Origin of the sequence: Pseudoxanthomonas sp. LH2527 (assembly GCF_022539275.1) — a bacterium.
Classification (GTDB): domain Bacteria; phylum Pseudomonadota; class Gammaproteobacteria; order Xanthomonadales; family Xanthomonadaceae; genus Pseudoxanthomonas_A.
Genome location: NZ_JAKZBW010000022.1, coordinates 49,260 through 72,047, shown reverse-complemented (window position 1 = coordinate 72,047; position 22,788 = coordinate 49,260). Strand labels below are relative to the sequence as shown.

Here is a 22,788-nt window from a genome sequence, read left to right as displayed (position 1 = left end):
GGGTGCGGCCGGCGTGGGTGCCGGCGCAGGCATGGGCATCGGGGCGACGGCGGATCGTGACCGCGATCCGTCGCGCTGACGGTTACTCGTCGATCCAGCGCCGTTCCGGCCCCGGGCGCTTGGCCAGCTTGCGCTGCAGCGAGCGCCGATGCATGCCCAGCAGGCGTGCGGCGGCGGAGATGTTGCCTTCGGTTTCCGCCAGCGCCTGCTGGATGTGTTCCCACTCCAGCCGGCTCAGCGGGGTCATGGTGTCGTCGGCGGCGCTGGTCTCTTCCGGCGCTGCCCGGGCTTCCAGTCCCAGCGCACGCAGGATGGTCGGGACCGTCGCCGGCTTGGGCAGGTAGTCGTCGGCGCCGCGCTTGATCGACTCTACCGCGGTGGCCACGCTCGCATAGCCGGTGACCAGCAGGATCTGCATGTCGGCGCGCAGGGCGCGCAGCGGCTCGATCAGGGTGAGGCCGGAGTCGGCTCCCAGTTTCAGGTCGACCAGGGCGAAGTCGGGCCGGTACTCGCGCGCCTTCGCCAGCGCGCTGGCGGCGTCCAGCGCGATCTCGGTCTCGATGCCCTTGCGCGCCAGGCTGCGCTGCAGCGTGCGCGCGTAGAGTTCGTCGTCGTCGACCAGCAGGCCTTTCATCGGTTGCCTCTCATCAGGGAGTTTCATCGTGCGCCGCCACCGGCAGGCGGAACTGCACCTGCACGCCCTTCGGCGGTACGGCGCGCATGGTCATGCGTCCGCCCAGCCGCTCGATGGTGGCATGCGACAGCGCCAGGCCCACGCCCATGCCGTCGGGCTTGCTGGTACGGAAGAGTTGCTCGGACTGGAAGGGCAGGGCTTCGTGGAAGCCGTTGCCGTAGTCGCGCACCGTGCCCACCAGTTCGTCGTCCTCGCAGCGCAGGTCCAGGTCCACGCGCTGCGAACCGGCCTGGCGGCTGGCGTCGGCAGCGTTGTTCAGCAGCGCCTGCAGCAGGTGGCCGGTGGAGGCGTCGGTCGCCAGCCACGGCGGCAGCGCGCCGGTGCGCTGCAGGTCGACGGTCGGGCGTATCAGCTGCCAGCGCTGCACCACGTCGTCCAGGTCCACCCGCTGGTGCAGGCCCATGTCGGCGGAGGCGGCCAGCGCGCGCACGCGGTCGCGGCACAGGTCGATCAGCTGGCGCATGGTGCCGGCGTCCTCGCGGATGTCGGGCTCGGCGGCGTGCTCGCGGATGTCCTCGGTCAGCAGCGTCATCGTCGCCAGCGGGGTGTTGAGTTCGTGCGCCACGGCGGCAGCGTGCGTGGCCAGCGCGACGATGCCCTCGTTGCGCGCGAAGCGCTCGCGCAGGCGCGCCAGTTCCTGTTCGCGCAGCCGCAGCGCGGCCACCAGCCGCGTGGAGAAATACAGCACCACGCCTGCCGACAGCACGAAGTTCACCGCCATGCCCCACAGGTGCACGTTGAAATTGTTGCCGTGCAGATGCGGCAGCGGGCGGCCGAACACCGCCGTCACCACGTAGCCGAGCAGGCAGGCCACGCCGGTGGCCAGCACCCAGCGCAACGGCAGCGCCAGCGCCGACACCGCGATCAGCAGCAGGAACATGGAACTGAACGGGTTGCCGATGCCGCCGCTCCACGCGACCAGCCAGGACAGCACGGCCACGTCCACCAGCATGTGCGCGAAGGCGTCGGCCGGGGTTTCTTCGCCGGGCCGATGGCTGCGCCAGGTGGCGTACACGTTGAACAGCGCCAGCGCGGCGATGCCGCCCCACAGCGGCCAGCGGGGCAGGGCGATGCCCAGCGGTCCCAGCGCCACCAGCACGGTCACCGCCTGGCCCACGATGGCCACCCAGCGCAGGTTGCACAGCGTGCGCAGGAACGACGGCGTGGTGGTCAGCAGCGTGTTCGGCATGCGGACATGCTAGTGCAAGCGCGCGGGCCGGGCCTGCGGCATGGCGTCGCAGGCCGGGAGGGACCGGCCGGCCGGCCGTCCCACGCTACAATGCCGGCATGCACGACGCCGTCACCCGCCCCACGCCCCCCACCGACGCCGCGCCCTGGCCGCGCCGCATCACCCAAGCCGTCCAGATCGGCAACGCCACCGTCGGCGGTGGCCGTCCGGTGGTGGTGCAGTCGATGACCAACACCGACACCGCCGACATCGCGGGCAGCGTCAAGCAGGTGGCCGAGCTCTGGCGCGCCGGCTCGGAAATGGTCCGCCTGACCGTCAACAATCCCGAGTCCGCCGCCGCCATCCCGCGCATCCGCGACAAGCTGGAGATGATGGGCGTGTCGGTGCCGTTGATCGGCGATTTCCACTACAACGGGCACCAGTTGCTGGCCGGCGAACCGGCCTGCGCCGAGGCGCTGGCCAAGTACCGCATCAATCCGGGCAATGTCGGCTTCGGCAAGAAGCGCGACACCCAGTTCGCCCAGCTGATCGAGTTCGCCATCCGTTACGGCAAGCCGGTGCGCATCGGCGCCAACTGGGGCTCGCTGGACCAGGCGCTGGCCGCGCAGCTGATGGACGAGAACCACACGCGCGAGGTCCCGTGGGATGCCGGCCGCGTGCTGCGCGAAGCGCTGATCCGTTCGGCGGTGGATTCGGGCGAGCGTGCCGTCGAACTCGGATTGCCGCGCGACCGCATCGTGCTGTCGGCCAAGGTCAGCGGCGTGCAGGAACTGATCGCCGTGTACCGCGACATGGCCAGCCGCACCGATTTCGCCCTGCACCTGGGCCTGACCGAAGCCGGCATCGGCAGCAAGGGCATCGTGGCGTCGAGCGCCGCGCTGGCGGTGCTGCTGCAGGAAGGCATCGGCGACACCATCCGCATTTCGCTGACGCCGGAACCCGGCCAGTCGCGCACGCAGGAAGTCATCGTCGCGCAGGAACTGCTGCAGACCACCGGCCTGCGCGCGTTCACGCCGATGGTCACCGCGTGCCCGGGCTGCGGCCGCACCACCTCCGAGTTCTTCCAGGAACTGGCCAAGGTGGTGCAGGAACACGTGCGCGGCAAGATGCCCGAGTGGAAGGTCACCCATCCCGGCGCCGAGAACATGACGCTGGCGGTGATGGGCTGCGTGGTCAACGGCCCCGGCGAATCGCGCCACGCCAACATCGGCATCTCGCTGCCGGGCACAGGCGAGGCGCCGGCGGCGCCGGTGTTCGTCGATGGCGAGAAGAAGGTCACCCTGCGCGGCGAGAACATCGCGCACGAGTTCGTCGCGCTGATCGACGACTACGTCGAGGCCAAGTACGCGCGTGCTGCCGGTTGACACGCTGGCGAACGGCCGGCGCTTCATCGCCGGCCTGTTGCGCGAACATGGCGGACGCTTCGTCCTGCTGTTCCTGTGCCTGCTGGCGCCGCTGTGGCTGTTCGTCGAACTGGCGGACGAAGTCCACGAGCTCGAGGATTTCTACTTCGACGATGCGCTGCTCTGGCAGGCCCACGCGATGGCCGGGCCGGCGCTGGACCGGTTCTTCGTGCTCGTTTCGGCAATCGGCTATCAATGGGGCGTGGTTCCCGTCGACATCGCCCTGACGGTCGGCCTGCTGATCGCACGGCGCTGGCGCGAGGCCACCTTCGCCGGTGTGTCGTTCGCGGGTTCGGCGCTGTTGAACATGGCGACCAAGCAGTTCTTCCAGCGCGACCGGCCCACGCTGTGGGAATCCATCGCCCCCGAGCACACCTTCAGCTTTCCCAGCGGCCACGCGATGGGCTCGGCGACGCTGGCGATGGTGGTGGTGCTGCTGTGCTGGCACACGCGCTGGCGCTGGCTGGCGGTGGCGCTGGCCGCGGCGTTCGCGTTGACGGTCGGCGCATCGCGCATCTATCTGGGCGTGCATTACCCGTCCGACATCCTGGGCGGCTTTGCCGCAGGCATCGCGTGGGTCTCGGGCGTGTACCTGGTGCTGTACCGCATCCGGGAGCGGCCTTGGCAGGTGAGGTAGGTCGTAGTGATGTTGTAGGAGCGACGTAAGTCGCGACCTGAGCAGTGTGAGTCCTGGTCGCCACAGCGAATCAGGATCGATCCGGCATCAATGAGCTTGTGGCCTCGATCGTGATGCCGGTGGCGTGCGGTCGCGACTTACGTCGCTCCTACAACGAGCCGTTTCTAGGGCGCGTAGGCCCGCTCGCGCTCTTGCTGCAGCCGCTGGCGCAGGTACTGGTCGCGGGTGAGGCCGGCGGGGATCGAGGTGCTGGCCATCACTTCAGACACCACCTGCGCTTCGCGCGCCTTGTAGGCCTGGAAGCGGGGGTCGTTGCGCTGCTGTGCGGTGAAGGCGGCCATGCGGGCGTCGGCGTGGGCGCGATAGCGGTCGGCGATGACGGCGACTTCGGCCGCCTGCTGCGCCGGATCTTCCACCGTCGCCTTGACCAGCGCTGTGCGCAGCAGCACGGCTTCGCCTGCGGACAGGCCGCCGGCCGCTTCGTACTTGTCGATCTGGCGCGTCAGCGCATCGGCGCGTTCGCTGCGTTCCACCGCGCGCAAGGATGCGGAGCGCGCGAAGAAATCTTTCGCATCGGCCTCGAAGCGCTGGCGCTCGAGGTGCTCCTGCGCCTGTGGCGTGGCGTGCAGGGACGCCAGGGGCGACGCCACGGCGTCCGCGACTTCAACCGATGATGGCGGCGCGACGGGCGTGCCCGGGTCGTCGCGCGTCCACCAGACGATGGCGGCGACGAAAACCACGCAGGGCACCAGCAGCGTCAGCAGTTTTTTCATGCAGAACCCCCTGTGTGCCGGGACCGTCGAAGCACGACGGTCCCGGACCTGGACATCACCCCAGCAACTGGTCCACCAGCCAGTACAGCAGGTTGAACGGCTTGGCCTTGTCGGCCTGGTCGTCCTGCTCGCTGGCGTCGAGCACCTTGCCCTGGCCGTCGAGCACGCTGTCGATGAAATGCTTCAGCTCCAGGTTCTGCGCCTGCACGTCGGCATTCTTGAAGTCGACGATGGTGGTGCAGTGGCTCTCGTTGAGCGCGCGGTACTGCGGGAAGTAGCCGCCGACGTTGTTCAAGCCGTTCAGGCGGTCACGCAGGCGCGCGGTATCCGTGTTCCAGCGGGCGTGGATGCGGGCTTCCTTGGTCGCCTGGTCCGGTGCGTTGGCGATGTCGGGATAGAAGCGCTCGTAGGAGTATGAGGAATAGTTGAGGTCTTTCCAGAAGTGCGTATGGCCCAAGCGGTCGCTGGCGTACTTGCTGGACAGCGCGGGGTACAGGCTGCCGAGTTCGTTGAGGTCGAACTGCGGCAGGCCGCTGGCGAGGTAGGGCAGCGGACCGTTCGGCTGGTCCAGGCCCCAGGCGCTGCGGATCAGCGCCATCAGCGGCTGCGACGGATAGTCCACCGGGTTGCCGTTCTTCGGCGTGGGGAAGATCGGGCCGGAGTCGTCGATCAGGAAGCTGCGCGTGGGCGCCATGTCCCGGCGCAGCGGGTGGTAACTGGTCAGGCTGCCGGCGCCGCCAGCGCTGCAGCCGGTGGACAGCATCTGCGTGGGCCGGGGCAGGTTGTCCTTCAGCCAGCTCACCACCGCGCGCACGTTGCGCGTGCCGTTGTGGTGCCAGACCAGCGGTGCGTTCTGCCCGCTCGGGTCGTCGTACACCGCCACCTTGTCGCCGCTGTAGATATCGCCGGTGCAGTAGGGCACGTAGACCATGTTCCAGCCCTGGGTCTTGACCGACTCGAACGGACTGACCCGGGTGACGAACGGACTGACCAGGCTGGCGCCCGGGTTCAGCAGGCTCATGTAGTCGTCGGGAATGCCGTTGGGATTGCGCGCGCCACGGATGCCGCTCTGGCCGCTGCAACTGGCGTAGTCCCAGCAGGCGCCACCGCCTTCCATGTAGATGATGGTGTTGCGCGTATCGGCCACGCGATTGACGAAGAACTTGAACGGCGAGCCGTCGCCGCACACCGCACCGGTCGAAGGCGCCAGCTGGATGGTCTGCCACGCGTCGTAGCGGCCGGGCTGGAAGCCGTCGCTGAAGCCGGACGGATTGGATAGCAGCGGATAGTTGCCGGTGCGCTGCGCGGCGGTGACCTTGTTGTCGGCCTTCGGCGGCGAGACCAGGTTCACCAGGGTCTGCCAGAAACTGTAGTCGCCTTCCTCGGCCTTCAGCGGGGCGGCGATGGCGAGCGTGAGGGCCGCAGCGGCGAGGGCAAGCGGCAGGCGGGCGGGTCGTACGGGTGCAACCATGATCGGATCCTCCGGCGAGAGTCAGGCGGGACGTTCAACGGGATGGACTGCCTTGGCGTGCGGCACCCGTGGGGGCGGCGACCGTACAGGGGCGGATGGTGGGGTGTCGGCGGCGGCGCGGCATTAAGCGGGCGTGATGGCGGCGGCTTTGGCTGCCAGCGCCCCTGTGTTGGCCGCGATACCCCCCTTCCTGGCCGCCCGCTGCGGTACAAGTACACGCAAGGATCCTGCGTTGCAGCAGCCATGCGCGGTTCTGGTACGCGCGTGCGCGATCGCGGCCGGGCAACGGATCGTTGCGGATCGGCGCCTTGCGGTTGCCCAGTGGAGGATCGAACATGCCGGCTGGCCGCCCCGCGCGGTATCCACTGGCAGGGATCGCGATGCAGGACGTGGTCGACAAGTACGGCGTGCTGATCGTCTTCGCCAACGTGCTGGCGTTGTCGCTGGGCCTGCCGGTGCCGGCGATGCCTACGCTGATCCTGGTCGGCGCCGGGCTGGCCATGCAGCCGGAGACGATGTGGCTACCGCTGCTCGGCGTGCTGGCGGTGTCGGTACTCGCCAGCCTGATCGGCGACAGCGTGTGGTTCTACGCCGGCCGCCGCTACGGCAACCGCACGATGCAGTCGCTGTGCCGGCTGTCGCTGTCGCGCGACACCTGCATGAAGCGCACCGAGCGCTTCTACGGCCGGTTCGGCATCCGCGTGCTGTCGGTGGCGAAGTTCATTCCCGGCCTGTCGATGGTGTCGGTGCCGCTGGCCGGCGCCATGCAGGCGCGCCTGCCGTCGTTCCTCCGCTACGACGGACTGGGCGCGGCGTTGTGGGCCATGGTGGGCCTGGGCCTGGGCGTGGTGTTTTCGAGGCAGGTGGAAACCGTCCTCGACACGCTCTCGCAGCTCGGCACCGGCGCGGGCGGGGTGATCGCGGTCGCGCTGGCGGCCTACGTGGGCTGGCGCTGGTGGCGGCGGCGCACGCTGCTCGCCTCGCTGGAATCGGCGCGGATCGAACCGGCGGAACTGGAGGGCCTGCTGCAGGCCGGCCGGTCGCCCGTGCTGTTCGACATCCGTGCGCCAGGCTTCCGCGATCTGGATCCTTACGTGATTCCCGGAGCGGTGTTCGCCGACGAAGCCGAACTGGGCGGCATCCTGGCAACGTACCCGCGCGACGGCAAGGTCGTCATCTACTGCGCCTGCCCCGATGAAGTGTCGGCCGCGTGGATGGCGGCACGGTTGCGCGAGGCGGGCTTCGCCGACGTGCTGCCGCTGCGTGGCGGCATCGATGCCTGGCGCAGCGCCGGCTACGGGGTGGAGCGCATCGGCGGGTGAATCCCTCGCCCGGGCTTAGTGCTCGATGCACACCCGGTTGCGGCCTTCGCTCTTGGCGCGGTACAGCGCCGCGTCGGCGGCGGCCATCATGCGGCTGACGGTGTCGCGCTCGGGCGTCAGTGCGGCGATGCCGATGCTGACGGTGATGTGCTGCGCTTCGCCACCGGGCCGGAACACCACCGCTTCCACCGCCTCGCGCAGGCGCTCGGCGAAGCCGTAGGCCGCCGCCGGTCCGCATTCGGGCAGCAGCACCGCGAACTCCTCGCCGCCGATCCGCGCGGCGGCATCGTCGTTGCGCACGTGCCGGCGCACCAGCGCCGCGATCTGCTTCAGCACGTGGTCGCCGGAAATGTGGCCGTAGCGGTCGTTGATGGGCTTGAACAGGTCCACGTCGATGATGCACATGGCCAGTTCGCGCTGATGGCGCATGGCGCGGGCGATCTCCTTCTCCACCGTTTCGATGAAATGCCGCCGGTTGTACATCTCGGTCAGCGCATCGTGGGTGGCGAGCTGGTAGATCTCCTCGTGGTAGTGCGCTTCCACGCTGCTGTGGCTGATGAACTTCAGGATGCACTCGCCGAGCGTGATGTGGTCGCCGTCGACGAGCGCGGCTTCGCTGACCGGCGCATCGTTGACGCGGGTGGCGTTGGTGGCGCCCAGGTCGCGCACGCGGTAGCTGTCGCCGTCGCGCCAGATCTCGCAATGCAGGCGCGAGACGCTGTTGTGCGGGATATGCAGGTCGGCTTCCTGCGAACGGCCCACGCGCACGCGGGCGCTGTCGATGTCGGCGCGCCGGCCCAGGCCTTCGCCATGGATCACCACCACGCACGCGGACCGGTGCGAGGCCGGCCGCGGGCCGTCGCTCAGGACGGTCCGTTGCGTGGTCGGTGGGTCGTGGGAATCCCGTGACATGCGAAGGCGACTGGCAGGTGCGGGCCCGAGTGTAACGGATCGCTCGGTCAACTCACGCTTCCGCTACCATGGCCGGGCGCACGGGGACAGTGGCATGACATCGCAACCTTACGACGACCTCGCACCCACCGAGAGCCTGGCTACGCGCCTGCAGGACGCGCCCACGGCGGCGGACGGCACGCTCGCGCCCGGTGCCCGGCTGGGGCGTTACCGCATCGAGGGCCTGCTGGGCCGCGGCGGCATGGGCGAGGTCTATCGCGCCGCGCAGCTGGAACCGGTGCGCCGCGAGGTGGCGCTCAAGCTGATGCGCGCGCAGCGCCTGCAGGCGCGCCACCTGGCCTGGTTTGAAGTCGAGCGGCAGGTGCTGGCGCAGATGCGCCACCCGGCGATCGCCCAGATCTACGACGCCGGCACCACCGAAGAAGGCTATCCGTTCTTCGCGATGGAGCTGATCGACGGCAGCCCGATCACCCACTACTGCCGCGAGCAGCGCCTGCCGCTGGACGCGCGCGTGGCGTTGTTCATCCGTGTCTGCGAAGGCGTGCAGCACGCGCACCACAAGGGCGTGGTGCACCGCGACCTCAAGCCCGGCAACCTGCTGGTCGACACGCTCGACGGCCGTCCGGCGCCCAAGATCATCGACTTCGGCATCGCCATGGCGGCGTCGCTGGCCGGCGACGCCGCGCTGGAGCGCGCCGGCACGCCCGAGTACATGAGCCCCGAGCAGGCGCAGGGCGACGCCACCCAGGTGGACACCCGCAGCGATGTCTATTCGCTGGGCGTGGTGCTGTGCGAACTGGTGAGCGGCGTGCGCCCGGACGCGGTGGGCGAAACCTGGGCCGCCGAGACGCCGACGGCGGTCGCGCCGTCGTCGCGCCTGGCCGCGCTGCCGGCGGAGCAGGCACGGCAGATGGCACAGGAACGCGGCCTGTCGCTGGCGCGCATGCGCGACCGGCTGCGCGGCGACCTGGACTGGATCGTGCTGAAGGCCATGCAGCACGACCGCGATGCCCGCTACGGGTCCGTCGCCGCCCTGGCCGACGACCTGCAGCGCTATCTGGATGATCGCGTGGTGACCGCGGCACCGCCGGGCCGCGCCTATGCGTGGCGCAAGTTCGTGCGGCGCCATCGCGCCGGCGCCATCGCCGCCGGCGTTGCCTTGCTGGCGTTGCTGGGCGGGCTGGGCCTGTCGCTGTACGGCCTGCAGCAGGCACGCGCGCAGCGCAGCGTCGCCGAGGCGCGCAGTGCGGAACTGGAGAAGGTGGCGGCGTTCCAGCAGTCGATGCTGGAGGGCATCGACATCGAGACCATGGGCGTGGGCCTGTCGGAAGGCCTGGTGCGCCAGGTCGGCAGCGTCGATCCGTCGGCGGCCGATGCCTTCGGCGCCACCCTGGCCAAGACCAGCACCGGCGACCTGGCGCGCGACCTGGTCGACCAGCAGCTGCTGGCGAACGCCGAAGAGGCGATCGCGCGCGACTTCGCCGACCAGCCCGATGTCGCCGCCAGCCTGCGCGAATCGGTCGGCCACGTGTATGCCGCCATCGGCCTGTACGACAAGGCGGCCGCGCATTTCGCCCAGGTCGCCGACTACCGCGGCCGCGTGCTCGGCGATGGCGCGCAGGCGACCTTGCGCGCGAGGAACGACCAGGTGCAGGCCCTGCTGGAAGGCGCGCACCTGGACCAGGCCGAGGCCGTGCTGCAGAAGGCGCTGCCGCGCGCGTTCGCGCTGCCGGACAACGACCGCGTGCGGGTGAAGCTGGAACTGGCGCAGGCGCAGGTGATCTCGGCGCGCGGCGACCGGCCGCGCGCGAAGGGCATGGTGCAGGCCGTGCAGGCGCGCCTGCTGGCCAGCGCCGGCGAGGACGACCCGGCCACGCTGGAAGCCACCAACGACCTGGCCGCCGTGCAGCGCAATCTCGGCGAACTGCCCGAGGCGCGCGCGAACATGGAGCAGGTCGTCGCCCGGCGCACCGCCACGCTCGGCCCCGACCACGAGGAAACGCTGTCGGCGATGGGCAACCTGGCGGTGCTGCGCATCATGAACCGCGAGAAGGCCTCGGCGATCAGCCTGCAACGTGATCTGACCGACCGCTACCTGCGCAAGCTGGGCAGCGAACACCCGGTCACGCTGCAGGCGCGCAGCACGCTGGCGACGATGATGATCGACGGCGCCGAGGCGGCGTCGGTGGCGCAGGCGCTGCCCCTGCTGCAGGACGTGCTGGCCGCGCGCGAGCGGGTGCTGGGCCGCGACCACCCGCAGACCATCCGCACGCGCCTCAACCTGGCCACCGCCCACGCCCGGCAGAAGAACTACGCGGCCGCGCTGCCGCTGGAAGAGCAGGTCATCACCGCGCGCACCCGCGTGCTCGGCCCGGGCCATCCGGACACGCTGTCCATTCTGGTCAACCACGCCGGCACGCTGCTCAACGCAGGGCAGGCGGAAGCGTCGCTGCGCTTGCTGGGCGACGTGCAACCGCTGGCCCTGAAGACGCTGGGCGCGAAGCACCCGCAGGCGCAGGCCACGATGGTGATCCGCGCCGAAGCGCTGCGGATGCTGGGCCGCGTGCCCGAAGCGCTGGCCGAGTTCCAGCGCCTGTTCGACCTGCGCCGCACCGCGTTGGGCGAAACCCACGTCGAGACGCGCACCGCCGCATGGAACCTGATCGACACCTATCGGGAACTGGGCCGGCCGGCCGAAGCGGAGCCGCTGTACCGCCAGTACATCGCGCCGTTGCTCGCCGCGGACCCGAAGACGCTGGAGGATGCCGACGCCGAGTTCGCCAAGCGCTACCGCGAGGGCAAGCGGCCGGGCAAGCAGACCCGCGAAGGTTGAGCCCGCGCGGCGATCACTCGCCCGGTTTGGCGCCCGAACTCGGCGCGTCCGACGCCGACCGCCGCGACAGCACCGCCTCGCGGTGGGCGATGTAGGCGTTGGCGCCGAAGATGATGCCGGCGCCGAGCAGCATCCACCGGTCCAGCGTCTCGTCGAACAGCAGCCAGCCGAAGACGGCCACCACGGGCAGCTGCATGAAGCTGATCGGCGTCAGCGCCGACACTTCGCCCAGCTTCAACGCCCGTGTCCACAGCATGTGCCCGCCGGTGCCCAGCACGCCGGACGCGATCACCCATACCCAGGTGATGCCCTGCGGCCATTCCCACACCGCCAGCGCCGGCACCAGCGACATCGGTACCCACAGCAGCGTGGTGTAGATGACGATGCGGTCGGCCGGTTCGGTGTTGGAGAGCTGCTTGATCTGGATCGCCACCAGCGCGCTCATCACCGCCGCCAGCACCGCGATCATCGCGTCGACGGTGAACTGCGCCGTGCCCGGCCGCACGATGATCAGCACGCCCACGAAACCCAGCGCCACCGCCGTCCAGCGGCGCGCGCGTACCTGCTCGTTGAGCATCGCGGCGGCGGCGAGGGTGACGAACAGCGGCGTTGAGTACGACAGCGACACCGCCTGCGCCAGCGGCAGGTGACCGATCGCCCAGAAGCCGGCCAGCATCGAGCAGATGCCGATGACGCAGCGGAACAGGTAGCGCGGGAACTGCGTGGTCTTCAGGAAGCCCGGACCATGCCGCAGGATCAGCGGTGCCGCCGCCAGCAGCCCGAAGAAGTTGCGGAAGAAGGCGATCTCGAACGTGTGCAGCGTCGCCGACGCCAACCGGATCGCCACCACCATCAGCGCGAACAGCACGGTGCTGCCCAGCATCAGCACCGCAGCGCGATAGTGGGTGGGAAGGTTCGGCATCAGTGTTCCGGACCTGCCCCTTCCCCCGCCTGCGGGGGAAGGCTGGGATGGGGGTGAGCGCCACCGCGAAGGTCGAGCGCACCGCCGATCATCGCCGGCACGAGAAGCCGCGGCGCTCGATTCGGTCGCGCAGATAGCAGGAGACGGGCTCTGGTCTGCCTCCACCCCAACCCTCCTCCGTGAACGGGGGAGGGGGCGGTGTCAGGGGCGCCGGTGGGCATCATCCAGGACTACCAGGTCGCCCCGATGAGTTTCGGTTCCGGCTCGATGGCGACGCCGAAGCGCGCCTGCACCGAGGCGGCGATCTTCCTGGCCAGGTCCAGCAGCTGCGCGCCGGTCGCCAGCCCATGGTTGACCAGCACCAGCGCGTGCGCGGCGGACACGCCGGCATCGCCTTCGCGATGGCCTTTCCAGCCACAGGCCTCGATCATCCACGCCGCCGACAGCTTGCGGTTGTGGGCGGCGTCGCCGCGGAAGACGGGCAGGGTGGGGTAGTCCACCAGCAGCGCATCGGCCTGCGCCTGCGAGACGATCGGATTCTTGAAGAAGCTGCCCGCGTTGCCGACCACCGCCGGATCGGGCAGCTTGCGCTGACGGATGCGGACCACGGCGTCGGCGACATCGCGTGCCGTTGGCGCGGCGATGCCCATCGCGCCCAGTTCGTCGCGGATGCCCGCATAGTCCAGCCGCAGCGTGGCCGTGCGCGGCAGCAGGAACTCCACCGCCGTCACCAGGTAGCGGTCGGGCGCGTGCTTGAACACGCTGTCGCGGTAGGCGAAGGCGCAGGCATCGCGGTCCAGCCGCAGGCGCGTGCCGGCATGGCGGTCGAAGGCTTCGACCACGTGGATGAACTCGCCTACTTCGGTGCCGTAGGCACCGATGTTCTGGATCGGCGATGCGCCGGCGGTGCCGGGAATCAGCGCCAGGTTTTCCAGGCCGCACAGACCCTGTTCCAGCGTCCACATCACCAGCGGATGCCAGGCGACGCCGGCGTCCGCGCGCACCAGGGCATGTCCGCCATCATCCGACAGCACGCGCAGGTCCTGCGTGGCCATCGCGATGACCGCGCCCGGCGCGTCACCGGCGAACAGCAGGTTGCTGCCACCGCCGATCACCAGCGTGTCGCCATCGGCCACCTGCGGCAGGGCGAGGACCTCCTCCAGCGCGGCGGCATCGTCCACCTCGACCAGCCACGGCGCCCGCGCCGGCACGCCGAAGGTGGTGCGCTCGCGCAACGAGGCGTTCGCCGTGACGCGGTAACCCGTGGTCATTCCGGGGCTACCGGACCGCCGCTGCGCGCTTCGCGGCGGCGGCGGATGGCTTCCACGCATTCGCGGACCAGCTCGGGGCCGCGGTAGACCAGGCCGGTGTAGCACTGCACCAGCGAGGCGCCGGCCGACATCTTCGCCACCGCATCGGCGCCGGACAGGATGCCGCCCACGCCGATCAGCGGAATGCTGTGCGGCAGGCGCGTGCGCAGGCGGCGCAGCACCAGCGTGGCTTGGCCCATCAGCGGCGCGCCGGACAGGCCGCCGGTCTCGCGCGCGTGGGGATGGTCCTGCACGCTGATCCGCGAGACGGTGGTGTTGGTGGCGATGACGCCATCCACCTGCATGTCGCCCAGCACGCGGGCCACCGCATCGATGTCGCTGTCGGACAGGTCGGGCGCGATCTTCACCAGCATCGGCACGCGCTTGCCGTGCTGCGCGGCCAGGTCTTCCTGCGCCTCGCGCAGGGTGCCGATCAGCTGGCGCAGCGCCTGTTCTTCCTGCAGTTCGCGCAGGCCGGCGGTGTTGGGCGAGGAAATGTTGACGGTGATGTAGTCCGCCAGCGGATACACGCGCTCCAGGCAGTACAGGTAGTCCGACGCGGCGCGCTCGTTGGCCGTGTCCTTGTTCTTGCCGATGTTGATGCCCAGCAGGCCGCGGTCGCGGCGTGCGCGCTCGACGTTGCGGATCAGCGCGTCGACACCGTCGTTGTTGAAGCCCAGGCGGTTGATGACGGCCTGGTGCTGCGGCAGCCGGAACATGCGCGGCTTCGGATTGCCGGCCTGCGGCCTGGGCGTGACCGTGCCGATCTCGACGAAGCCGAAGCCCAGCGCGAACAGCGCATCGATGTGCGCGCCGTTCTTGTCCATGCCGGCGGCCAGGCCCACCGGATTGGGGAACGTCAGGCCCATGACCTTGGTGGGCATCGGCGTGATGGGGCGCGCCACCAGCGGCGTGGTGCCGGTGCGGTAGGCCAGGTCGAGCGCCTTCAGGCCCATGCCATGGGCGGTCTCGGCGTCGAGGCCGAAGAGGAAGGGGCGGGCGAACGAATACATGGACGCGCGCGGGCTCAGTTCAACGTCGCCAGCCAGGCCATGCCGCCCAGGAACAGGAAGATCACCGCGATGCCGACCACCCACAGCAGCGCCGACACCCAGCCCAGCACCAGTCCGCCGATGGCCATGCCGTCGCCGTCCAGCGTGCCCGCGCTACGGCGGATCTCGGCGCGCGCCATATGGCCGGTGATGATGGCCACGATCGTGCCGATGACGGGCATCAGCGTCCAGCCCAGGATGCCGGACACGAGGCTGGCGATGGCGAGACTGCTGGTGGTGCGGGCTTGGTTCATCAGGAACTCCGTGCAGGGGTCAGGGAGGCGATGGCGCGGGATCGGGCGGGCAAAAAAAACGCGCCACCCGGAAAGGTGGCGCGATTATCCCAGATGCGGGCCCGTCCGGGGCAGCCGGCATGCAGGCATGCCGGCTGCGTCGCGGATCAGAGGTCGAACTTGATGCCCTGGGCCAGCGGCAGCGAGTCGGAGTAGTTGATGGTGTTGGTCTGCCGGCGCATGTAGACCTTCCATGCGTCCGAGCCCGATTCGCGACCGCCGCCGGTTTCCTTCTCGCCACCGAACGCACCGCCGATCTCGGCGCCGCTGGTACCGATGTTGACGTTGGCGATGCCGCAGTCGCTACCCGCCGCCGACAGGAACTGCTCGGCCGCCTTCAGGTTCTGGGTGAAGATCGACGACGACAGGCCCTGCGGCACCGCGTTCTGCATGTCGATGGCTTCGTCGAGGGTCTTGTACTTCATCACGTACAGGATCGGCGCGAAGGTCTCGTGCTGGACCACTTCGTCCGAGTTCTTCAGGCCGGTGACGATGGCCGGCAGCACGAAGTTGCCCGGGCGGTCGATCGCGGTGCCGCCGGTCTCGACGGTGCCGCCGCTGGCCTTGGCCTTGGCGATGGAGTCGAGGAACTGCTGCACGGCGCCCTGGCTGTTGAGCGGGCCCATCAGGTTGGCCGGGTCGGTCGGATCGCCGATCTTGCCTTCCACCTGCTTGTACGCCTTGATCAGCGTGGCCAGCACGGTGTCGTAGATGGATTCGTGCACGATCAGGCGGCGCGTGGTGGTGCAGCGCTGGCCGGCGGTGCCGACGGCGCCGAAGACGATGCCGGGGATGGCCAGCTTCAGGTCGGCGGTTTCGTCCAGGATGATGGCGTTGTTGCCGCCCAGCTCCAGCAGGCTGCGGCCCATGCGGCGCGCGACGCGCTCGCCGACGGTGCGGCCGACCTGGGTGGAGCCGGTGAAGCTGATCAGCGGGATGCGCTTGTCGTCGACGAACTGCTGCGCCAGTTCCACGCCGGCATCGTTGATGAGGAAGAAGATGTCCGGGAACCCGCCTTCCCTCAGCGCCTCGTTGCAGATCTTCATGCTGGCGATGGCGGTGAGCGGGGTCTTGTTGGACGGCTTCCAGATGCAGATGTCGCCGCAGATGCCGGCCAGGAACGAGTTCCACGCCCACACCGCGACCGGGAAGTTGAACGCGCTGATGATGCCGACCAGGCCGAGCGGCTGGTACTGCTCGTACATGCGGTGGCCCGGGCGCTCGGAGTGCATGGTGTAGCCGTAGAGCATGCGGCTCTGGCCCACGGCGAAGTCGGCGATGTCGATCATCTCCTGCACTTCGCCGTCGCCTTCCGGCTTGCTCTTGCCCATTTCCAGCGCGACCAGCGAGCCCAGCGCGTCCTTGTGCTTGCGCAGTGCGTCGCCGCACAGGCGGATCGCTTCGCCACGACGCGGGGCGGGCGTGGTGCGCCAGACCTTGAACGCGGCCTGCGCACGGGCGACGACCTTCTCGTAATCGGCCTGGCTGCTGGCGTGCACTTCGGCGATCACCTCGTTGGTGGTCGGGTTGATCGACTGCAGCAGGCCGGCATCGGTGGTGGTGGACCACTCGCCGCTACCCAGATAGGTACCCGAGTTGGTGGTGGCGAGGCCGAGGGCCTTGAGGAGGTCAGCAGACATGGAAGCTCCAGGGGATCGAATTGCGGAGGACGCCGGCGCAAACCGCGGCGTCGCAGGGGGCACGATTCTATCAGAGCGACGTCCGCGGGCCGGGCGTAACTCCGTGTTTTTGCAGAGGTTCTTGCGCAACAGGCGCTTGCGCGCGCGGCCGTTGATCCGCTGCCGGGGTTTGTTCGGTTCGCCGACTCACGGTGGTGGCATTCGGCGATTCGCCGAGTGGGTCGCTGCGATGCCGTTGCACCGGCGTGCAAGGAAGGATGGTGACCCCGGCGCGATTCGAACGCACGACCTGTCCCTTAGGAGGGGACCGCTCTATCCAGCTGAGCTACGGGGCCATCGGCGGCGATTCTCGCACGAAGTGTCGCCAGGTACGACGCGTCCGGCCGTCCGCCATAGCCCGCCAGCCTTTGGCATGGCACTGTGGAACGAGCTCCCCATCTACTCGCACCGCATGGACATCCGTCTTGACGACCTGCGTCATCCCGCTGTCATCGCGCTGCTGCAGGAGCACCTGGACTGGATGCATCGCACGTCACCGCCGGAAAGCGTGCATGCGCTGGATCTCGACGCGCTGCGCGGGAACGACATCAGCTTCTGGGCGGCATGGGACGGGGAAGCGCTCGCCGGTTGCGGTGCGCTGCGCCGGTTGGATGCGGGCCATGGCGAAGTGAAGTCGATGCGCACGGCGCAGACCCATCTGCGTCGTGGCGTGGCGGCACGGATGCTCGACCACATCCTCGACGAAGCGCGTCACCGCGGTTACCGACGGCTGAGCCTGGAGACCGGATCGATGGCGTACTTCGCGCCGGCTCGTGCCCTCTACACGCGCGCCGGTTTCGTCGCCTGCGCGCCTTTCGGCGATTACGTGGAAGACCCGAACAGCGTCTTCATGACGCGCACGCTGTAGCGTGTGTCATTGGTTTCAGATGCATCCATCTGAAATCATTGGCATTGTTGCGACGCAGCGCTTGACAGCCCCCCGGGGTGGCGTGTTTTTCTTCCGCCATGCGCTCCCCTTTCCCGCACGCAACGCTTCCCCTGCCGGCCCCGTCGCCGGCGATGGCGCGTGCCGGCGAAGGATGCAACGTCATTACCACCACCATTACCACCCTGACTCGTCGGGTGCGGCTGGTTGTGTTCGCGTAAACGCAGACCACGGCCCCGCACCCGGATCAGGATGCAGGGCCACCCCACTTCCTGATGCCGTGCCGGGCCTCCTACCCGAGGTTCCTGACCCATGTCGTCCCGCAACGCCGAAGTCGAACAACCCAAACCGCGCACCGTCGTCCACAAGTTCGGCGGCACCTCCGTTGCCGATGCCGAACGCTACCGCCACGTGGCGCAGCTGCTGCTGGCGCGCGACGAGGACGTGCAGGTCACCGTGGTGTCGGCGATGAAGGGCGTCACCGACGCGCTGATCGAACTGTGCGAACTGGCCGCCGCCAACCGTCCCGAGTGGCACGAGAGCTGGCACGCGTTGCGCGCCCGCCATCGCGGCGCGGCGGTGGCGTTGCTGGGCGAGGCGGCGGGGCCGGTGATCGAGTGGGTGGACGAGCGTTTCAAGCGGCTGGAGGAGATCCTCAACGCGCTCATCGTCATCGGTGGCCTGCCGGAACTGGTCCTGCAGCGCGTGCAGGGACTGGGCGAAGTCTGTTCGGCGCGCCTGCTGGGCGAGTACCTGTCGTTGCAGGGCGAAGAGTGTGCCGTGCTGGATGCGCGCGAGGTGCTGCGCGTCGACCATGGCGAACTCGGCGTGGTGGTCGACTGGGAGACCAGCGCGCAACGGCTGGCGGCGTGGCAGGCCACGCACCCGCAGCGCCGCGTGGTGGTCACCGGCTTCGTCGCACGCGATCGCGAAGGCCGCTTCACCACCCTGGGCCGCAACGGCAGCGATTACTCCGGGGCGATCTTCGCCGCGCTGTACGACGCCGCCGAACTGCATATCTGGACCGACGTGGACGGCGTGCTGTCGGCGGACCCGCGGGTGGTGCCAGAAGCGGTGCAGCTCGGCGCGCTGAGCTACGACGAGGCCTGCGAGCTGGCCTACTTCGGCGCCAAGGTCGTGCACCCGCAGACCATGTCGCCGGCGATGGAACGTGGCCTGCCCATCATCATCCGCAACACCTTTCATCCCGAACATCCGGGCACGCGCATCACCGCCGAGCGCGACGCCGTGGGCCCCGTGAAAGGACTGACGCTGAGCGCCGACTTGGCGCTGCTCAACCTGGAAGGCACCGGTCTGATCGGCGTGCCCGGCACCGCCGAACGTGTCTTCGCCGCCTTGCGCAACGCGCATGTGTCGGTGGTGATGATCTCGCAGGGTTCGTCGGAGCATTCGATCTGCTGCGTGGTCAGGGCCAGCGAGGCGGCCAAGGGGCAGGCGGCGCTGCTCGATGCGTTCGCGCACGAACTCGACACCCGCCAGATCCAGCGCGTGCAGCGCCGCGACGGTGTCAGCGTGCTGGCCGCGGTCGGCGATGGCATGGCCGGCACGCCGGGCGTGTCGGCGCGCCTGTTCGGTGCGCTGGGCCGCGCGCAGGTCAATATCCTGGCGATCGCGCAGGGCTCGTCCGAGCGCAATATCTCCGTCGCGATCGACAGTGCCGATGCGACCAAGGCCCTGCGCGCCGCGCACGCCGGTTTCTGGCTGTCGCCGCAGACCTTCGCGGTGGGCGTGATCGGCCCAGGCAATGTCGGCGCGGCATTGATCGAGCAGTTGCGCGCCGCGCAGCCGCAGCTGCTGGGCAAGGCCAACCTCGACCTGCGCCTGCGCGCGATCGCCTCCAGCAGGCGCATGCTGCTGGACGAGCGCAGCATCGGCGCCGACTGGCGCGCGCGCTTCGATGCCAGCCCGCAGCCGGCCGATCTGGAGCGCTTCACCCAGCACCTGCTGTCGGCGCACATGCCGCACGCGGTGATCGTGGACTGCAGCGCCAGCCCGCTGGTCGCGGACCGTTACGCCGAATGGCTGGCGGCCGGCATCCACGTGATCACGCCGAACAAGCAGGCCGGCGCCGGCCCGCTGCCGCGCTACCACGCCATCCGCGAGGCCGCCGCGGCCAGCGGTGCGCGGTTCCGTTACGAAGCCACGGTCGGCGCCGGCCTGCCGGTGATCTCCACGCTGCGCGATCTGCTCGATACCGGCGATGCCGTGCTGTCGGTGGAAGGCATCTTCTCCGGCACGCTGGCCTGGCTGTTCAACCGCTTCGATGGCAGCGTGCCGTTCTCGCAGCTGGTCACCGAAGCACGCGGCCTGGGCTATACCGAACCCGACCCGCGCGACGACCTGTCCGGCACCGACGTGGCGCGCAAGCTGGTGATCCTGGCGCGCGAGGCCGGCCGTGAGCTGGCGCTGGAAGACGTGCAGGTCGAGAGCCTGGTGCCGGAGACACTGCGGCAGGCCAGCGTCGACGACTTCATGGCCCGGCTGACGGAAGTGGATGCCGACTTCGACGCGCGCCTTGCGAAAGCACGCGCGGCAGGCAAGGTTTTGCGCTACGTCGCACGACTGGATGCGGAAGGCCGCGCGAGCGTGGGACTGGTCGAACTGCCGGCGGCGCATGCGTTCGGCAACCTGCGCCTGACCGACAACATCGTGCAGTTCACCACCCGTCGTTACTGCGACAATCCGCTGATCGTGCAGGGCCCGGGCGCAGGCCCGGAAGTCACCGCCGCCGGCGTGTTCGCCGATGTGCTGCGGGTGGCGGCGGGGCAGGGGGCGAAGCTGTGAACCAGGGGAGTAGCGCTTTGCGACACGGATCAAAGCGGATAAAGGCAGATGAAAGCGGTGCGACCGGTGTGAAAGATGTGCCGGGTGCCTTCGTGCCCGCTACTTTCGCGATGGCGCGTTCATCCGCCTGTATCCGTGTCGATCCGTGTCTACCCGCTTTTCACCATTACACCGGGCGAACGAGGAGTTCCGCCGCATGAGGACGCAGGCGACGGCGTTCTCGCCGGCATCGGTGGGCAACGTGGGCGTGGGGTTCGACATCCTGGGCCATGTGATCGAAGGCGTTGGCGACACGGTGACGGTGCGCCGCATCGATGCGCCGGAGGTGCGCATCGCGGCGATCCGTGGTGCCACCGTCGACCTGCCGCTGGACGCGCCGGGCAACACGGCGGGGGCGGCCCTGATCGCGTTGCGCGACGCGTTGGCGCTGCCGTTCGGGTTCGAGGTGGAGATCGACAAGGGCATCCCGCTCGGTTCCGGCATGGGCGGTTCTGCCGCGTCGTGCGTGGCCGCCCTGGTCGCGGCCAATGCATTGCTGGAGGTGCCGCTGACGCACGCGGCCCTGTATCCGTATGCGCTGGTCGGCGAAGCCGTCGCCAGCGGCGGCAAGCACGGCGACAACCTCGGCCCGATGCTGCTGGGCGGGCTGGTGCTGTCCACCGCGGACCGGCTGGTGCGCGTGCCGGTGCCGGAACACTGGCACAGCCTGTTGGTGCACCCGGAGGCGGTCCTGGAAACCCGTCGTGCGCGCGCGGCGTTGCAGGGCGCGTACGAACTGAAGGACTTCGTGGCGCAGAGCGCTAACCTGGCGCTGGTGCTGGCCGGCTGCCATGCCGGCGATGCCGCGCTGGTGCGCGAAGGCCTGCGCGATGTGCTGGTGGAACCGCGTCGCGCGCCGCTGATCGTCGGTTTCGCCGCCGCCAAGCAGGCCGCGCTGGACGCCGCTGCGATGGGCGCCAGCATTTCCGGTGCGGGCCCCAGCGTGTTCGCCTGGTTCGAATCGCGCGCTGAGGCGGAAGCGGCGGCGCCCGTCGTGCAGGCCGCCTTCGCGGCCGCCGGTTTCGACAGCCAGGCCTGGGTGTCGCCGATCAATGCGACCGGCGCCGAACTGCTGCCGGCCAACTGATTCTTTCCTTATCTCGGTCGCCGTGCTTCGCGCGCGGCGCCATCTTCACGGCAGACCATGAACTTCATTTCGACCCGCAACGCCGCCCCCGCTGCCACGCTCAGCCAGGCCATCGCCGCCGGACTGGCGCCCGATGGTGGACTGTATGTTCCCGACGCGCTTCCGCCGGCCCGCGACCTGGTCCCCGGCCGTGACATCGCCGACACCGCGGCTACCGTGCTGGCGCCGTTTTTCGCCGGCGATGCGCTGGAAGGCGAACTGGCGGCGATCTGTCGCGAGGCGTTCGACTTCCCGGCGCCGCTGCGGGCGCTGGGCACGCCCGGCGACCATGTGCTGGAACTGTTCCATGGCCCCACGGCGGCCTTCAAGGATTTCGGCGCGCGCTTTCTTGCCGGAGCGATGACGCGCCTGCGCCGCAGTGAAACGAAGCCGCTGACCATCCTGGTGGCGACGTCAGGCGATACCGGCGCAGCGGTGGCCGCAGCCTTCCATCGCCAGCCCGGCCTGCGGGTGGTGGTGCTGTATCCGGACGGTCGTGTCTCGCCGCGGCAGGCGCACCAGTTGGGCTGCTTCGGCGACAACATCACCGCGCTGCGCGTGGCCGGCTCGTTCGATGACTGCCAGGCGCTGGTGAAGCGCGCGCTCAACGACGCGGACGTGCAGGCGCAGGCGCCGCTGAGTTCGGCCAACAGCATCAGCCTGGGGCGGCTGCTGCCGCAGATGAGCTATTACGCGCATGCGGCGCTGGCGCATCGCGCGGCGACCGGCGAGACGCTGAATCTCGTTGTCCCGACCGGCAACCTGGGCAACGCGCTGGCGGCGATCCTGGCGCGCACGCTGGGCGTGCCGCTGGGTCGTATCGCGCTGGCGACGAACGCCAACCAGGTGCTGCCCGACTTCTTCGCCGGTGGCGACTACGCGCCGGCGGCCAGCGTGGCGACGCTTGCCAACGCGATGGATGTCGGCGCGCCCAGCAACTTCGAGCGCCTGCGCTGGTTCTACCAGGGCGACGACGCGGCGCTGCGTGCGGCGTTCACCGCCACGCGCGTTGACGACGCGAGCATCCGCGAGGTCATCGCGCGCCGCTTCCGCGACCATGGCGAAGTGCATTGCCCGCACACGGCGACCGCCGTGAAGGTGCTGGAAAACCTGCGCGCCCAGGGCGAGCGCGGCCATTGGGCGGTGGCGGCCACCGCGCATCCGGCCAAGTTCGAGAGCGTGGTGGAGCCGCTGGTCGGGCGCGCGGTCGACGTACCGCCGGCCCTGGCCGCCCTGCTGGCCCGTCCCGCGCACGCCGACCCGATCCCCGCCGACTACGACGCCTTGCGCGAGCGCCTGTTGGCGTAGTCCGGCTGCAGGCGCCCCCTGTAGGAGCGACGTCAGTCGCGACCGCACGCCCACCCTCTACGAGGAAAGCCGGTGGTTCTCCTTCCGGGCTGGCTGCGGCGCGTTCCTATTCCTACAGGGGTACCGCCATCGGG

The 22,788-nt window shown here is 69.5% G+C and carries 18 protein-coding genes and 1 tRNA gene; 8 read left to right on the top strand and 11 right to left on the bottom strand.

Translation table 11 applies throughout. The features are described from left to right. Window positions 1-82 precede the first annotated feature (82 nt). Together MMG85_RS12890 and MMG85_RS12885 are read right to left on the bottom strand one after the other, a co-directional pair. Window positions 83-634 (bottom strand): response regulator transcription factor, encoded by a 552-nt coding sequence (locus tag MMG85_RS12890; RefSeq protein WP_241046404.1) that lies wholly within the window; start codon window positions 632-634, stop codon window positions 83-85. Window positions 635-647: 13 nt separating this feature from the next. Further along, entirely contained in the window at window positions 648-1,871 is a 1,224-nt protein-coding gene (locus MMG85_RS12885; protein WP_241046412.1) for an ATP-binding protein, read from the bottom strand. 110 nt (window positions 1,872-1,981) lie between these two features. Between MMG85_RS12885 and ispG the strand changes: the two genes are divergently transcribed. After that, on the top strand, window positions 1,982-3,247 hold the full coding sequence (ispG, locus tag MMG85_RS12880; protein WP_241046403.1) for a flavodoxin-dependent (E)-4-hydroxy-3-methylbut-2-enyl-diphosphate synthase: 1,266 nt from the start codon (window positions 1,982-1,984) through the stop codon (window positions 3,245-3,247). Window positions 3,248-3,251: 4 nt separating this feature from the next. Beyond that, a complete protein-coding gene (locus MMG85_RS12875) occupies window positions 3,252-3,923 on the top strand; it encodes a phosphatase PAP2 family protein (RefSeq protein WP_241046411.1) in 672 nt (223 codons plus the stop codon). Between the two features lie 164 nt (window positions 3,924-4,087). Here MMG85_RS12875 and MMG85_RS12870 read toward each other — a convergent pair whose 3' ends face one another. Both MMG85_RS12870 and MMG85_RS12865 read right to left on the bottom strand, forming a co-directional pair. Then, window positions 4,088-4,696, bottom strand: coding sequence for a hypothetical protein (locus MMG85_RS12870; RefSeq protein ID WP_241046402.1), 609 nt, complete (start codon window positions 4,694-4,696; stop codon window positions 4,088-4,090). Window positions 4,697-4,751: 55 nt separating this feature from the next. Beyond that, window positions 4,752-6,167 (bottom strand): pectinacetylesterase family protein, encoded by a 1,416-nt coding sequence (locus tag MMG85_RS12865; RefSeq protein ID WP_241046401.1) that lies wholly within the window; start codon window positions 6,165-6,167, stop codon window positions 4,752-4,754. 380 nt (window positions 6,168-6,547) lie between these two features. Here MMG85_RS12865 and MMG85_RS12860 point away from each other — a divergent pair, with 380 nt between their 5' ends. Then, window positions 6,548-7,489: a DedA family protein/thiosulfate sulfurtransferase GlpE gene (locus MMG85_RS12860; protein WP_241046410.1), complete on the top strand. Its 942-nt coding sequence runs from the start codon at window positions 6,548-6,550 to the stop codon at window positions 7,487-7,489. A gap of 15 nt (window positions 7,490-7,504) precedes the next feature. Here the strand turns inward: MMG85_RS12860 and MMG85_RS12855 are convergent, their stop codons facing one another. Next, window positions 7,505-8,401, bottom strand: a complete 897-nt coding sequence (locus MMG85_RS12855; protein ID WP_241046400.1) for a GGDEF domain-containing protein — start codon at window positions 8,399-8,401, stop codon at window positions 7,505-7,507. Between the two features lie 94 nt (window positions 8,402-8,495). Here MMG85_RS12855 and MMG85_RS12850 point away from each other — a divergent pair, with 94 nt between their 5' ends. Next, window positions 8,496-11,234 carry a serine/threonine-protein kinase gene (locus MMG85_RS12850; protein WP_241046399.1) on the top strand — a complete coding sequence of 913 codons (2,739 nt, stop codon included), beginning with the start codon at window positions 8,496-8,498 and terminating at the stop codon, window positions 11,232-11,234. A 13-nt stretch (window positions 11,235-11,247) separates the two neighbouring features. Here the strand turns inward: MMG85_RS12850 and MMG85_RS12845 are convergent, their stop codons facing one another. The 6 genes from MMG85_RS12845 to MMG85_RS12820 form a co-directional block, all read right to left on the bottom strand. Beyond that, window positions 11,248-12,156, bottom strand: coding sequence for a DMT family transporter (locus tag MMG85_RS12845; protein ID WP_241046398.1), 909 nt, complete (start codon window positions 12,154-12,156; stop codon window positions 11,248-11,250). A 230-nt stretch (window positions 12,157-12,386) separates the two neighbouring features. Then, entirely contained in the window at window positions 12,387-13,427 is a 1,041-nt protein-coding gene (gene murB / locus MMG85_RS12840) for a UDP-N-acetylmuramate dehydrogenase (RefSeq protein WP_241046397.1), read from the bottom strand. After that, window positions 13,424-14,479 (bottom strand): quinone-dependent dihydroorotate dehydrogenase, encoded by a 1,056-nt coding sequence (locus MMG85_RS12835; protein WP_241046396.1) that lies wholly within the window; start codon window positions 14,477-14,479, stop codon window positions 13,424-13,426. Before MMG85_RS12835 ends, murB begins: the two co-directional genes overlap by 4 nt. A 14-nt stretch (window positions 14,480-14,493) precedes the next feature. Further along, a complete protein-coding gene (locus MMG85_RS12830) occupies window positions 14,494-14,772 on the bottom strand; it encodes a DUF4190 domain-containing protein (RefSeq protein ID WP_241046395.1) in 279 nt (92 codons plus the stop codon). A 146-nt stretch (window positions 14,773-14,918) separates the two neighbouring features. After that, window positions 14,919-16,451, bottom strand: a complete 1,533-nt coding sequence (locus tag MMG85_RS12825; protein WP_241046394.1) for an aldehyde dehydrogenase family protein — start codon at window positions 16,449-16,451, stop codon at window positions 14,919-14,921. 258 nt (window positions 16,452-16,709) lie between these two features. Beyond that, window positions 16,710-16,786 (bottom strand) — tRNA-Arg (locus tag MMG85_RS12820). Window positions 16,787-16,863: 77 nt separating this feature from the next. Here MMG85_RS12820 and MMG85_RS12815 point away from each other — a divergent pair. The 4 genes from MMG85_RS12815 (at window position 16,864) to thrC (ending at window position 22,654) form a co-directional block, all read left to right on the top strand. Then, the gene (locus MMG85_RS12815; RefSeq protein WP_241046393.1) at window positions 16,864-17,358 is read left to right on the top strand and encodes a GNAT family N-acetyltransferase; all 495 of its coding nucleotides are present in this window, start codon (window positions 16,864-16,866) and stop codon (window positions 17,356-17,358) included. 330 nt (window positions 17,359-17,688) lie between these two features. Continuing rightward, window positions 17,689-20,181 (top strand): bifunctional aspartate kinase/homoserine dehydrogenase I, encoded by a 2,493-nt coding sequence (thrA, locus tag MMG85_RS12810; protein ID WP_241046392.1) that lies wholly within the window; start codon window positions 17,689-17,691, stop codon window positions 20,179-20,181. Window positions 20,182-20,377: 196 nt separating this feature from the next. Next, complete coding sequence (locus tag MMG85_RS12805; RefSeq protein WP_241046391.1) at window positions 20,378-21,307, top strand: homoserine kinase; 930 nt, start codon at window positions 20,378-20,380, stop codon at window positions 21,305-21,307. A 57-nt stretch (window positions 21,308-21,364) separates the two neighbouring features. Further along, window positions 21,365-22,654: a threonine synthase gene (thrC, locus tag MMG85_RS12800; protein ID WP_241046390.1), complete on the top strand. Its 1,290-nt coding sequence runs from the start codon at window positions 21,365-21,367 to the stop codon at window positions 22,652-22,654. Window positions 22,655-22,788 lie beyond the last annotated feature (134 nt).